Raw genomic sequence first — 13,100 nt, 5'->3', positions numbered from 1 at the left:
TCGGGCGATGGCGGCGCTGTGACCGTGAAAGCGGATGAGAAGCGCCCAACTGACAAGATCGTTTTTGGCGTGGCGGGCGCGATCGTCCTCGCGTTCGCGATATGGGGATTCGCCGGCACGGAATCCTTGGGTGATGCCTCAGCCAGTGGCCTCGAATGGGTCACGAACAACCTCGGCTGGGCCTTCGCCCTCACCGCGAGCGGCTTCGTCGCCTTCGCGCTGTGGATCGCGTTCGGGCGGTACGGGCGGATCCCGCTCGGCGCCGACGACGAGAAGCCGGAGTTCCGGACGTCGTCGTGGATCGCGATGATGTTCAGCGCCGGCATGGGGATCGGCCTGATGTTCTTCGGCGTGAACGAACCGCTGACGTTCTTCACCACCGATCCGGTTCCGGGGGCTGGTGAGCCCGAGAGCGTCGAGGCCATGAACACGGCCATGGCGACGACGCTGTTCCACTGGACTCTGCATCCGTGGGCGATCTACTCCGTGGTCGGGCTGGCGATCGCGTACGGGACCTTCCGTCGCGGCCGGAGTCAATTGATCAGTTCGGTCTTCACGCCGATCTTCGGCAAGCGCCGGACCGAGGGCGGCCTGGGCAAGGCGATCGACATCTTCGCGATCTTCGCGACCGTGTTCGGAACCGCGGCGTCGCTGGGCCTCGGCGCGTTGCAGATCGGCAGCGGGCTGGAAGAGGTCGGCTGGATCGGCGATGTCGGCACCGGAATGCTGGTCGCCGTCATCGCCGTGCTCACGTTCGCTTTCGTCGCCTCGGCCGTGTCCGGCGTGGAGAAGGGCATTCAGTGGCTGTCCAACACGAACATGGTGCTGGCGGCGATCCTGGCGTTCTTCGTTTTCGTCGCCGGGCCGACGATCTTCATCCTGAACATGATGCCCACCGCGATCGGTGGTTACTTCAGTGACCTGGCCGAGATGGCGGCTCGAACGGAGGCCAGTGGTGGCGACGCCATGCAGGACTGGGTTTCGGGCTGGACAATCTTCTACTGGGCCTGGTGGATGTCGTGGGCGCCGTTCGTCGGCATGTTCATCGCCCGGATCAGCCGGGGGCGGACCATCAAGCAGTTCGTCATCGGCGTGCTGATGGTGCCGAGCGCCGTGAGCGTCGTCTGGTTCTGCATCTTCGGGGGTTCTGCGATCGACCTCCAGCGCGGCGGAGAGAACATCGCGGGGACAGCGGAGAATCCGACCGGGCAGGAGGAACAACTCTTCTCGGTCCTGGAACATTTCCCGTTGACGACCGTGACCAGTGTCATCGTCATGGTGCTGGTGGCGATCTTCTTCGTGTCGGGCGCCGACGCCGCGTCCATCGTGACGGGCACGTTGTCGCAACGCGGGTCGATCGAACCGAACAAGAAGATCGTGGTGTTCTGGGGCGTCCTGATGGGTTCTGTCGCCGCGATCATGCTGATGATCGGGGGTGGTGGCGCGGCGGCGCTGAAAGGGTTGGAGAACCTGACCATCCTTGCCGGAGCCCCGTTCATGGTGGTCATGATCGGCATCTGCGTCGCCTTGGCCAAGGACCTACGGTCGGACCCGTTGATCCTGTGCGAGGAGCGAGGGGTCGAGGCGGTGGAGCAGGCCGTGAACTACGGTCTCGACCGCTACGACGGCGACTTCCATCTCCGGGTCAGCGGCAGCGAGACGTCGAAGAGTCCGAACGGCGACGGCGCGTCGTCGGGCGCCAGGTCGGCAACCGTCGTCGAAGCCGGTCCGGACGGCCACCGCGAGCTGGACGGCACACCGTAGCCCGGTCGGTCCGCCGGCGGTGGCGGGGGTGCGCGTGAGGCGTCGCTTCCCACGCGTCCCGGTCACCGCCGGTCGCCCTCACCAACCCGGGCCCGGTTGCGCCGGCGGGCAGCTGCGGCGCCGATCACGATGACAAGTATCAGTACCGCGCCGCCGGTCACCGGCGACTGCGACACGACGAGCAGGGCGCCCCAGACGACGCCGAGGCCACCGGCGGTCCAGATGGTCGCCCAGATGACGGACCCGGCGAGCATGGCGACGAGATAGCGGCCGAACGGCATCCGAGTGGTCCCGGCGATCGCATTGACCGCGGTCTGGACGCCCACCGTCAGGAACGACAACGTCACGGCCGCCGGCCCGTACCGCGCGACGATCCGTTCGGCGCGGTCGATGCGCTCCCGCCCGATCCGGCGTGCCCACCGCGAACCTGCGAATCCGGAGCCCGCTGCCCGGCCGATCCAGTACGTGGCCTGGGCGCGTATGACGACGATGGCGAACATCGTGGCGATCCCCAGCCACAGCGGCAGTCCGAACGGGCTGTCCGGAGCAGCGACAGCCACGACCCCCTGCATGTTGGCATCGTAGGGGATGTGTGCCGGGCCGTGGCGCGGATCGGGCCGACGTTTGAAACGATGGTCGGATGGACGGTCACGAGGCACCACCGGGCTATACCGTGACGCGTCGGCTGGGTTCCGACGCGTCGACGATGTTCCTGGCCACGGAGGACGCCACCGGCCGGCCCGTCACGCTGCGCATGCTCGGTGCCGTCCCGGACGCCGTCCGGGATCGGCTGCTCGCCGCGGCACCGACTCTGCGCAGCATCGACCACCCGCACGTACTGCCGTTCCTCGACCTGGTCGCCGGGCCGTCGGGTCCGGTGGTGGTGCTCGGCGCCGCCGAGGGCGGCAGCATGGCCGGCATCATCGGGGCCCGTGGTGTGCTGCCGGCGGGCGAGGTGGTCACCGCCTGCGCCCCGGTGTGCGAAGGGCTCACCGAGATCCACCGCCGTGGCGTCCTGCACGGGGACCTCACCCTGGACGACATCGTGTTCAGCCTGGACGGACGGCCGATGGTCGCCGGTGTCGGCCTGGTCCAGGTCGGTGTCCAGCTGCGTGTCGGGCAGCACGCACGGCCGATCCCGCCGGAGGTGGCGGCCGGATCCCCGCCCGGTTCGGCCGCCGACGTGTACGGCCTCGCCACCGCCGCGATGATCGCGCTGACGGGTGCGCTGCCGTCCGCCCAGGTGGCGCTGCCCGGGGTCGCGGCCGGAGCGGAGGCGCTGCTCACCGCCGGACTGGACGCGAACCCGCAGCGGCGCCCGAACGCCGCCAACCTCGGCAACGCGTTCTTCGCCATCGCCGAGCCGGTACCGGTGGAGTTGGTGCTCGAGGAGAGCCAGGCCACGACCGGGTCGTTGCCCCAGGTGTCCAGCGCCCCGCCCGACGACGACATCGCGGGATACATGCAACGCTCGACGTCGATGGGCCGGCGGGCGCGGCGGCGCGCCGACAGCGGACAGCAACCGGCCCGTCCCGACGCCACGGCGCCCGGGAACACGGCGGCATCCGGCGACGCCACGACGCCGGCGCCCGGGCCGGCCGACGCCGACCCGGGCGGCGCTGCGGCCACCGGCGGTTCCGCCGCAGCGGCGAGGCAGGACGAGTCCCCGGCGACGGGCCGGTCGGCCGGCCGGCGCCGTCGTGGCGGTGAAGGCGGTACTCGCTCCGGCGCGCCGGCGGGCGCTTCCGCGTCGCCGTCCGGTGCTTCGGCCCCCGCGTCCTCGTCCGGCCGGGGGGCATCGCAGTCGGGCACGTCGGGCGCCGGCGAGACCCCGCCGGCCGGCGGAGCGGGTGCGGCCGGCGGTGCGGCGTCGTCGTCGGAGTCCCGCCGCAGGTCGCGGCGCTCCGGTGCCCGCACGACCGCGGCGTCGGGGCAGGAGAAGTCGTCGGCCTCGACCGGGCGGACGGATCCGCCGAAGGATACCGGCGACGACGGCTCCGGCGAGCCAGGAAGCCGGAAGCGCTCCGACGGGGTCTGGATCGTCAGCGCGCTGGTCGTGTTGCTGCTGGGCGCCGGCGCCGTTCTCGTCGGCATGCGCCTGTTCGACGACGACGTGCGTGCGGGCCCCGGCACCGGCTCCAGCCCGGAGGACAGCGCGGCGTCCACGGACGTGTGCGGCGAGCCGCAGCCGGCGCCGTCCACGTTGCCTCCGGAGGTCACCGACTGGACGCAGGAGGTGCAGCGTCTGTACTCGCTGCGCGCCCAGGCGTTCGAAGAGACGAATCCGGAGCTGTTGTGCCAGGTGCACGCCCCGAGCAACCCGGTGCTCGCCGAGGACGTCGCACTGATCGAGGAGTACATCGACGCCGGTGTGCACACCGAGGGCCTCGCCTTCGAAGTGGTCAACGCCGAGCCTCTCGAGCGCGACGGTGGCCGGATCACGGTCCGGATCACCCAGCGGATCCCCGACTACCGGCTGGTCAACGACGACGGTGAGGTCGAGCAGGAGAACGAGGGCACCGAGGACACCACGTGGGAGGCCACGCTGGTGGCCGTGGCCGACCCGAACGGCTCGACGTCGTCCTGGCGCTTCGGCTGAGCGCACCACCGCTGATCATCGGCACTTTCCCGTCACATGACCGGGAAAGTGCCGATGATCAATGGAAGCCGGTCAGCCCCGCCCCGACGATGGACCGCGCGTCCGGGTGGTCGAACTCGAAACCCGCCTGGGTGAGCCGCGTCGGCAGCACGTTCAGGCTCCCGACGATCTCGGTGGCGTACTGTCCCACCGCGAGCCGCAGCGCTGTCTCCGGAACCGGGAGCAGGCGCGGGCGGCTCACCGCCTGGCCGAGAACCCGGCTGAACTCGGCCTGTACCAGCGGTTCCGGAGCGGTCAGGTTGTACGGGCCCACGCATCCGTGCTGTTCGATCAGGAACCGCAGCGCGCGCACGGTGTCGTGCAACGAGATCGGGCTCCAGAACTGCCGCCCGTTGCCCAGCGTGCCGCCCAGGCCGAGGCGGTACCACGGCAGCAACCGTCCCAACGCGCCGCCGCTGCGATCCATGACGATGCCGAAGCGGGAATGGCAGATCGCGATGTCGGCCGCACGCGCCGGAGCAGCCGCCTGCTCCCATTCGTGGCAGAGCCCGGCCAGGAAGCCGTCGCCGGCGTCGGACTCCTCGTCCAGGACCTCGTCGCCGCGGTCGGGACCGTACAGGCTGACACCCGAGGCCGACACGAGCACCCGCGGCGGCTCGGCCAGCTGGGCGAGCCCGGAGGCGAGCAACGCCGTCGAACGGATCCGGCTGTCGTGCACCAAGCGCTTGTACGACCGCGACCACCGGCGCGCGCCGACGCCGGCACCGGCGAGGTTCACCACCGCCTCGACGCCGGCAAGGTCGCCGACGTCGAGCACTCCCTGAGCCGGGTCCCACTGTGTCTCGTGCGGGCCGGCGGGCTTGCGGCGTACCAGGCGCAGCACGTCGTGCCCGTCAGCCCGCAGCGAGGCGCGCAGGGCGGTGCCGACGAACCCGCCGCCTCCGGAGATCGCGACCTTCACGTCACCTCACCGAGGACCGGGCACGACGACGCGGCCAACCGGGCCCACCACCGTTCAGGACAGGCCGAGGTCCGCCTCGAACCGCCCGCTCTCGAGCCGTTGCCTGATCGTCGCCAGGAAACGGGCCGCGTCGGCGCCGTCGATCAGGCGGTGGTCGTAACTCAGCGCGAAGTAGACCATGTGCCGCACCGCGATGGTCTCGCCCAGGTTGGGGTCGTCGATGACCATCGGCCGCTTCACGACGCTTCCGGTCCCGAGGATCGCCACCTGCGGCTGGAAGAAGATCGGGGTGTCGAACAGCGCCCCGCGGCTGCCGGTGTTGGTCAGCGTGAACGTGCCGCCTGTGGCCTCGTCGGGCGTGAGCTTGTTCGTCCGCGCCTTCTCGGCGACCTCGCTGATCCGGCGCGACAGCCCGGCGATGTTGAGGTCACCGGCGTCCTTGATGACCGGGACCAACAGCCCCTGGTCGGTGTCGACGGCCAGCACCAGGTTCTCGCGGTCGTGGTACGTGACCTCGCCCTGCTCGACGTCGATGGACGCGTTGATCTTCGGGTGCTGCTTGAGCGCCTCGATGGACGCCTTGGCGAAGAACGGCAGGAACGAGAGTTTGACGCCCTCGCGCCGGGCGAAGTCGTCCTTGACCCGGTCGCGAAGTCGGGCGACCGACGTCACGTCGATCTCGACCACGGTGGTGAGCTGCGCCGTCTGCTGCAGCGACTCGTGCACGCGCTTGGCGATGACCTTGCGCATCCGGCTGAGCTTCTCGGTGGTTCCGCGCAGCGGCGACGGCTCGGCGGCCGGCTCGGCCGCGGGCTGCTCCCCGGCGGGTGCGCCGGCGCTGGGCTCGGGAGCGGCCTTCGCCGCCTCGGCGGCAGCCTGCACGTCCTGCTTGCGGATGCGCCCGCCGATGCCGCTGCCGGTGACGGTGCTCAGGTCGACGCCGTGTTCGGCGGCGAGCTTGCGGACCAGCGGCGTGACGTACGGCGTGCCGTCGCCGGACTGGGCCTGGGCCGGCTGCTTCGGCTCGGGCTTGGCGGCCGGCCGCGGGCTCGGCGCGGGGCCGGGCCGGGCCGGAGCGGGCTCCTGCTCGACGTCCTCGACCTGTTCGGTCGTGGCCGCGGCGTCGTCCCGGCCCGGTGGCTGCGGCGGAACGGTGGCGGCTGCCGGAGCCTGTTGCTGGGTGGGCTGCTGGACCGGCTGCTGCTGGGTGGGCTGCTCGGGCGCAGCCTGCTCGGGCGCAGCGGCGGCCTGTCCGCCGCCCGCCGGTGTGCCTGCTTCGCCCACCAGGGCGAGTTCGGCGCCGACCTCGACGGTCTCGTCTTCGGCGACCTTGACCTCGATCAGGGTGCCGGCGACGGGGGAGGGGATCTCGGTGTCGACCTTGTCGGTGGACACCTCGAGCAGTGGCTCGTCGACGGCGACCTCGTCGCCGGGCTGTTTGAGCCAGCGGGTGACGGTGCCCTCGGTCACGCTCTCGCCGAGCGCGGGAAGCGTGACGGGCGTGCCGGAGCCCGTTTCCGCACCGCCCTGGTCGGCCGCGGCGGGCTGTGCCTGGGCAGCGGGCGCCGGTTCGGGCGCCTGCTGCGGAGGCGGAGGCTCTTCGGCGGCGGCCTGCGCCGGCTGTTCCTGCGCCGGCTGTTCCTGCGCCGGCTCGGCAGGCTGCGCCGCGGCGTCGCCGCCCTGCTCGGCCGCGCCCTGGCCGGTGTCCGCACCCGTGCTCTCGCCCGCCTCGCCGACGAGGGCGAGTTCGGCGCCGACCTCGACGGTCTCGTCTTCGGCGACCTTGACCTCGATCAGGGTGCCGGCGACGGGGGAGGGGATCTCGGTGTCGACCTTGTCGGTGGACACCTCGAGCAGTGGCTCGTCGACGGCGACCTCGTCGCCGGGCTGTTTGAGCCAGCGGGTGACGGTGCCCTCGGTCACGCTCTCGCCGAGTGCGGGCAGGGTGACGGACGTTGCCATCGTCAGTCCTCTCGAAGTCTCTGGACCATCAGCGTTGAAAGGAGCACACGCGCCGTACGCAAGCCTATGCCGATCGGGCTCAGCCGTGGACGTGCAACGGCTTGCCCGCGAGAGCGAGATGCGCCTCGCCCAGCGCCTCGCTCTGCGTGGGGTGCGGGTGGATGAGCGAGGCGACCTCGTGCGGCAGCGCTTCCCAGTTGTAGATCAGCTGCGCCTCGGAGATCAGCTCGCCCACGCGGGCACCGACGAGATGTACGCCCAGGACCGGACCGTCCTTCTCGCGGACGAGCTTGGCGAACCCCTGCGTCTTCAGGATCTGGCTCTTGCCGTTGCCGGCGAGGTTGTACTCGAAGGTCTCGACCTTGTCGTCGCCGAGCCGCTCGACCGCCTGGGCCTCGGTGAGGCCGACGGAGGCGACCTCGGGGTCGCAATACGTGACCCGCGGGATGCCCGCGTCGTCGATCGGGACCGGGTTCAGCCCGGCGATGTCCTCGGCGACGAAGATGCCGTGCGCGAAACCGCGGTGTGCCAGCTGCAGACCGTGCACGACGTCGCCGACGGCGTACACGCCCGGGACGCTGGTGCGCAGCCGCTCGTCGGTGGTGACGAACCCGCGGTCGACCGCGACGCCGGCGTCCTCGAGACCGAGACCGTCCGTCACCGGGCCGCGTCCCACCGCGACGAGGAGGATCTCGGCGTCGACGGTCTCGCCGTTCTCGAGCGAGACCGAGACGCCGTCGTCGGTGTGCTGGACACCGCTGAACCGCGCCCCCGTCTTGGCCGTGATGCCGCGCTTGCGGAACGTGCGCTCGACGACCTTGGATGCCGCCTCGTCCTCGGCCGGAACGAGCCGCGGCAGCGCCTCGACGATCGTCACGTCCGCGCCGAACGAACGCCACACGCTGGCGAACTCCACGCCGATGACCCCGCCGCCGAGCACGACCACCGAGGACGGGACCCGGTCGAGGGCGAGCGCCTCGTAGCTGCTGAGCACCTTCTCGCCGTCGATGTCGAGACCCGGCAGCGACGACGAACGCGACCCCGTGGCGAGCACGACGTTGCGCCCCTCGTACCGGGCGCCGTCGACCTCGACGGTGTTCGGTCCGACGAGGCGGCCCTCGCCCTCGATCAGGGTGACCTCGTTCGCCTTGACCAGGCCCTGCAGGCCCTTGTAGAGGCGGGAGACGACCCCGTCCTTGTACTTGTTGACGCCGTCGACGTCGATGCCCTCGAACGTCGCCTTGACGCCGAGCTGGGCACTGTCACGTGCGCTGTCGGCGACCTCGGCCGCGTGCAGCAGCGCCTTGGTGGGGATGCAGCCGTAGTGCAGGCAGGTACCGCCGACCTTGTCCTTCTCGACGAGAGCGACCCGCATGCCGAGCTCGCTGGCGCGGAACGCCGCGGCGTAGCCACCGCTGCCGCCCCCGAGGACGATCAGGTCGAACCGCGCGCCGGAGTCACCGGCAGCCGAGTCGGACGGGCTGGATGGACCGTTGTCGACCACGATGCATCTCCTCGAAGTCGTCGTTGTCGTCACGACAGGTCAGGCGCGGTGGCGCCCGCGAACTCCACGTGGGCCCCACTGCTGTGTCAACAGCATCTTCGCATTCAGTATTCGGCCGCGGGCAACCGGACCGGGGTAGGCGCGCGCGGAGGTACGGTCGCGGTACGGTCATGCCCGCTGTCCGAGCGCGACCGGAAGAAGGAGGGAGGTAGCGGATGCGGTGGTTCAAGCGGCGCCGGAAGGACGCCGAGGGAAGCTTGGATCGCGCCGCCGACGACGCGGACACCAGTCATCTGGAGGACTTCGCGCGGTCACGGCGGGGTGTCGAAGCGTTCGTGGAGCCGCCGACGACGATGACGGCGACCACGGTCGTGTTCGTCGCCCACGACGGCGAGTGGACGAGGCGACGGGTCAAGGACGCCGAAGCGGCGCATGAGCTGGCCAAGAAGCTGGCGATACCCGCGTACGACGCGCAGGTCGTGGGATACCCGCAACGGATGCGGGACTGGAACCGCAAGAACGGCAGTCGCGGCAGCTGATCGGCATGTGAGCGGTGGGGGCGTCCCGTCCATGGTGCGGACGGGCATCGGCGAGCGAGGAACGAGCGAGCCGCGGGCGAGGACGGGACGCCCCCACCACTCACATCGACCCCCCGGGGTCAGATGTGGCCGGCTGCGGCATCCTCGACGACACGCACCAGGGTGCGTACGGCCGCGCCGGTGCCGCCCTTGTGCGTGTAACCGAACGCCTTGTCGCTGAACGCCGGACCGGCGATGTCCAGATGGGCCCAGTTGGTTCCCTGGTCGACGAACTCGTTCAGGAACAGCCCGGCCTGCAGCGAGCCGCCGTTGCGGTCGCCGATGTTGGCGATGTCGGCGACCGGCGAGTCGAGCTTCTCGCGCAGTTCGGAGGGCAACGGCAGCGGCCACATCTGCTCGCCGGCCCGTAGCGAGGCGTCGTGCACGCCGGCGCGGACGTCGTCGTCGTTGGACATGATGCCGGACACCCGCTTGCCGAGCGCGACGACGACCGCGCCGGTGAGGGTGGCGACGTCGATGATGAGGTCCGGCTCGTCCTCGGCGGCGCGGGCGAGCGCGTCGGCGAGGACCAGACGTCCTTCGGCGTCGGTGTTGAGCACCTCGACGGTCTTTCCGCCGTAGATGGTGATGACGTCGGACGGGCGCTGGGCCGTACCGGACGGCATGTTCTCGGCCATCGCGGCGTAGGCCGTGACCGACACCTTCGGGCCGAGCTCCGCGATCGCGTGCACGGCGGCGACGACGGCCGCCGCACCGCCCATGTCGCTCTTCATCTCCGGCATGGCGTCGGCGGGCTTCAGTGACAGCCCGCCGGAGTCGAACGTGATGCCCTTGCCGACGAGGACGACGTGCTTCTTCGCGCGGGCAGGGCGGTAGGTGAGCCGGACCAGCCGCGGCGGGTTGGACGACCCCTGGCCGACGCCGATCAGGCCGCCGTAGCCGCCCTTGGCCAGCGCCTTCTCGTCGAGGACCTCGACGCCGAGCTTGCTGGACTTGGCGAGCTTGGACGCGTTGTCGGCGAACACCTTCGGTGTCAGGTCGCGCGGCGGGGCGTTCACCCAGTCGCGGGCGCGGTTGACGGCAGCGGCGACGGCCTCGGCGCGGGCAACCGCCTCCTTGACGCTCTTGGCCTTGACGCCCGGCCCGACGACCGTGGCGGTGGCGACACCTGGCGTGGGCTCGCCGGACTTGTACTGGTCGAAGCTGTAGGAGCCGAGCAGGATGCCCTCCGCGACCGCTCCGGCGTCGCCGTCACCGTCGACGGGCAACGCGACGGCCACCGACTCCGAACCGGCCAGCGCCCGGACACCGGCGCCGGCCGCCCGGCGCAACGCCTCGTGTCGTTCCGGACCACTGTGCTCGGGGAGCGGGCCGGTGCCGACGGCCACCACCACCGGCGCCTTGGCGGCCCCGAGCGCCGGGAACTTGGTGGCCTCGTCCGCCTTGCCGGTCGCCCCGAGCTGGGTGAGAACCGAACGCAGCTTTCCCTTGAGGGCCTTGTCCAGGGACTCGGTGCCGGGCAGGAGATCGACGCCGTCGTCACCGGGGGCTACGCCGACGACGACGGCGTCGACCTTGAGACCTGTCGGGGCGGCGGAGGACAGGGCGATGCTGGTCACGGTTCTCCAGACGTCGTGTACTTCGAGGCGGTTCCGCTGATGTTACCGCCCGGCGTCGCAGCGTGTGCGCGGCCCGCCGATCAGCGCGCCGACGGCGTGAACGCGGCCAGCGCCTCGGTGTCGGAGTGGGCGGTGCGGACGAACTCGTCGGCCCATGCGGCCGCCTCCGCGTACGTGCTGCCCGCGACCACAGCGTCCGCTGCGGCGTCCGGGTCGACGGCGGTCCGCCGCAGCGTCGCGACACCGTCGCGGAGCAGCGCCCAATGCGGCCCGGGAACCCCGTACGGCATGCCGACACTGCCCGGGTTGACGATCAGCCTGCGGTCGACGAGCCGTTGGAACGGCATGTGCGTGTGCCCGCACACGACGGTGCGTACCGCCGGGTCGACGTCGGAGAGGACGTCTAGCCAGCGTTCCGGCGGGCTGTCGACCAGCACGATCTCTTCGTCGTCGCGCGGGGTCCCGTGGCAGAAGAGCACCGGGCCGAACCCGTCGACGTCCAGCGTGACCGGGTGTGCGAGCCCGGCGAGCAGCTCGACCTGTTCGGGACGGAGCCGGCTCGCCGCCCACGGCGCCACCGGGTCGGGGATGTTCGTGTGCCCACCGCCGGCCAGCGTGACCAGTTCGCGGTCGGCGTTGCCGCGGACCCACACCACCCGTTCACCGAGAGCGGTCAGCGTGTCGAGGGTCTCGGCGGGCATCGGCCCCGCGGCGACGTCGCCGGTGAGGACGATGCGCTCGGCGGCCCGGACGTCCGGTTCGGCCAGCACGGCTTCGAGCGCCGGCAGCACGCCGTGGACGTCGGACAGCACGGCAACGGACGAGACCATGGCCGAAAGCGTGCACGACGTCGCCACGTCAGGCAACAGGACGGAGCGTCACGGTGCGGCGTGGGGTACCGCCCGGCTGAGCGGGTCCGTCGGCGCGTGGGCGTCGCTGCGCACGGCACGTGCCGTGGCCTTGGCGGACACCGGCTGGTGAGGCGGCCGGACGGTCGTCGCTAAGGTGGTCGGGTGACTGACGCGACGCTTGCCCGAACGCCCCTGCACGAGCGCCACGAGGCCCTGGGGGCGAAGTTCGCCGAGTTCGGCGGCTGGTCGATGCCGTTGCAGTACTCCGGTGTCGTCGACGAACACACCGCGGTGCGTGAGCGGGTGGGGCTGTTCGACGTCAGCCATCTCGGCAAGGCTTCGGTGACCGGTCCCGGCGCGCGCGAGTTCGTGAACTCCTGCCTGAGCAACGATCTGGACAAGATCGGCCCGGGGCAGGCGCAGTACACGCTGTGCTGCGACGAGTCCGGCGGTGTCGTCGACGACCTGATCATCTATCTGCGGGCCGACGACGACCTGCTGCTGGTGCCGAACGCCGCCAACAACGCCGAGGTGGTGCGCAGGCTCGCCGCAGAAGCACCCGCCGGCGTCGACGTGCGCGACCAGCACCGCGAGTTCGCGGTCATGGCGATCCAGGGACCGCGCAGCGAGCGGACCGTCGCCGCGGCAGGACTGCCGACCGAGCACCCGTACATGTCGTTCGTCGAGGCCGACTTCGACGGCGTGAGCGTGACGGTCTGCCGGACCGGCTACACCGGCGAGCGCGGATACGAGCTCGTCGTCCCGTGGGATGCGGCCACCGCCGTGTGGGACGCCCTGCTGCGAGCGGGCGAGTCCGACGGCATCGCCGCCTGCGGGCTCGGCGCGCGCGACACGCTGCGCACCGACATGGGTTACCCGCTGCACGGGCAGGACCTGTCGTTGGAGATCAGCCCGCTGCAGGGCCGGTCGAGCTGGGCCGTCGGCTGGTCCAAGGAGCGCTTCTGGGGGCGTGCCGCCCTGCTGGCGGAGAAGGAGGCCGGGCCGGCCCGGCGGCTGCGCGGCATCAGGGCGCTCGGACGCGGGATTCCGCGGCCCGGCATGACGGTGACCGTGGACTCGGACCCGGTGGGAACCGTCACGTCGGGGACGTTCTCGCCGACCCTGCGGCAGGGCGTCGGCCTGGCGCTCCTGCCGCCCGAGGTCACCGAGGGCAGCGAGGTCGCCGTGCAGATCCGGAACCGTACCGAGAGCTTCGAGGTGGTCCGGCCACCGTTCGTGCAAGCCGGATCGGCGGAATCCGCCTGACGGTGCGCCTCGTCCGGACGATGCGGGAGGTCATC

Annotated in this window: 11 protein-coding genes; 5 read left to right on the top strand and 6 right to left on the bottom strand. The window is 71.3% G+C overall.

The annotated features are described in order from the left end of the window. Window positions 1-18 precede the first annotated feature (18 nt). Window positions 19-1,764 carry a BCCT family transporter gene (locus CLV30_RS19595; RefSeq protein ID WP_106538928.1) on the top strand — a complete coding sequence of 582 codons (1,746 nt, stop codon included), beginning with the start codon at window positions 19-21 and terminating at the stop codon, window positions 1,762-1,764. 62 nt (window positions 1,765-1,826) lie between these two features. Here CLV30_RS19595 and CLV30_RS19590 read toward each other — a convergent pair whose 3' ends face one another. Next, complete coding sequence (locus CLV30_RS19590; protein ID WP_106538927.1) at window positions 1,827-2,336, bottom strand: DedA family protein; 510 nt, start codon at window positions 2,334-2,336, stop codon at window positions 1,827-1,829. A gap of 68 nt (window positions 2,337-2,404) precedes the next feature. Here CLV30_RS19590 and CLV30_RS19585 point away from each other — a divergent pair, with 68 nt between their 5' ends. After that, a complete protein-coding gene (locus CLV30_RS19585; protein WP_106538926.1) occupies window positions 2,405-4,363 on the top strand; it encodes a serine/threonine protein kinase in 1,959 nt (652 codons plus the stop codon). Window positions 4,364-4,421: 58 nt separating this feature from the next. On the opposite strand, the gene CLV30_RS19580 is transcribed toward CLV30_RS19585, so the two are convergent. The 3 genes from CLV30_RS19580 to lpdA form a co-directional block, all read right to left on the bottom strand. After that, entirely contained in the window at window positions 4,422-5,324 is a 903-nt protein-coding gene (locus CLV30_RS19580) for a TIGR01777 family oxidoreductase (protein WP_106538925.1), read from the bottom strand. 54 nt (window positions 5,325-5,378) lie between these two features. After that, a complete protein-coding gene (gene sucB / locus CLV30_RS19575) occupies window positions 5,379-7,286 on the bottom strand; it encodes a 2-oxoglutarate dehydrogenase, E2 component, dihydrolipoamide succinyltransferase (protein WP_106538924.1) in 1,908 nt (635 codons plus the stop codon). Between the two features lie 79 nt (window positions 7,287-7,365). After that, window positions 7,366-8,790, bottom strand: coding sequence for a dihydrolipoyl dehydrogenase (gene lpdA, locus CLV30_RS19570; RefSeq protein WP_106538923.1), 1,425 nt, complete (start codon window positions 8,788-8,790; stop codon window positions 7,366-7,368). Between the two features lie 215 nt (window positions 8,791-9,005). Here lpdA and CLV30_RS19565 point away from each other — a divergent pair, with 215 nt between their 5' ends. Continuing rightward, window positions 9,006-9,329, top strand: a complete 324-nt coding sequence (locus CLV30_RS19565) for an oxidoreductase (protein ID WP_106538922.1) — start codon at window positions 9,006-9,008, stop codon at window positions 9,327-9,329. 119 nt (window positions 9,330-9,448) lie between these two features. On the opposite strand, the gene CLV30_RS19560 is transcribed toward CLV30_RS19565, so the two are convergent. Both CLV30_RS19560 and CLV30_RS19555 read right to left on the bottom strand, forming a co-directional pair. After that, entirely contained in the window at window positions 9,449-10,948 is a 1,500-nt protein-coding gene (locus CLV30_RS19560) for a leucyl aminopeptidase (RefSeq protein ID WP_106538921.1), read from the bottom strand. An 80-nt stretch (window positions 10,949-11,028) separates the two neighbouring features. After that, entirely contained in the window at window positions 11,029-11,778 is a 750-nt protein-coding gene (locus tag CLV30_RS19555; RefSeq protein ID WP_106538920.1) for a metallophosphoesterase family protein, read from the bottom strand. Here CLV30_RS19555 and CLV30_RS26630 point away from each other — a divergent pair. Then, window positions 11,777-11,929, top strand: coding sequence for a hypothetical protein (locus CLV30_RS26630; protein ID WP_165358775.1), 153 nt, complete (start codon window positions 11,777-11,779; stop codon window positions 11,927-11,929). The genes CLV30_RS19555 and CLV30_RS26630 overlap by 2 nt on opposite strands. 32 nt (window positions 11,930-11,961) lie before the next feature. Further along, window positions 11,962-13,065, top strand: coding sequence for a glycine cleavage system aminomethyltransferase GcvT (gene gcvT / locus CLV30_RS19550; protein ID WP_106538919.1), 1,104 nt, complete (start codon window positions 11,962-11,964; stop codon window positions 13,063-13,065). Window positions 13,066-13,100: the final 35 nt, after the last annotated feature.

It is taken from the genome of Haloactinopolyspora alba, assembly GCF_003014555.1.
Classification (GTDB): Bacteria; Actinomycetota; Actinomycetes; order Jiangellales; family Jiangellaceae; genus Haloactinopolyspora; species Haloactinopolyspora alba.
The sequence above is the reverse complement of the archived record's forward strand: the minus strand, read 5'-3'. Positions and strand labels throughout refer to the sequence as shown.

Bases quoted from the DNA above. Each gene is read 5' to 3' on its own strand.
- CLV30_RS26630 (WP_165358775.1), top strand. From the start codon at position 11,777: ATGGCCGAAAGCGTGCACGACGTCGCCACGTCAGGCAACAGGACGGAG.
- sucB (WP_106538924.1), bottom strand. From the start codon at position 7,286: ATGGCAACGTCCGTCACCCTGCCCGCACTCGGCGAGAGCGTGACCGAG.
- CLV30_RS19555 (WP_106538920.1), bottom strand. From the start codon at position 11,778: ATGGTCTCGTCCGTTGCCGTGCTGTCCGACGTCCACGGCGTGCTGCCG.
- CLV30_RS19585 (WP_106538926.1), top strand. From the start codon at position 2,405: ATGGACGGTCACGAGGCACCACCGGGCTATACCGTGACGCGTCGGCTG.
- CLV30_RS19590 (WP_106538927.1), bottom strand. From the start codon at position 2,336: ATGCAGGGGGTCGTGGCTGTCGCTGCTCCGGACAGCCCGTTCGGACTG.
- CLV30_RS19565 (WP_106538922.1), top strand. From the start codon at position 9,006: ATGCGGTGGTTCAAGCGGCGCCGGAAGGACGCCGAGGGAAGCTTGGAT.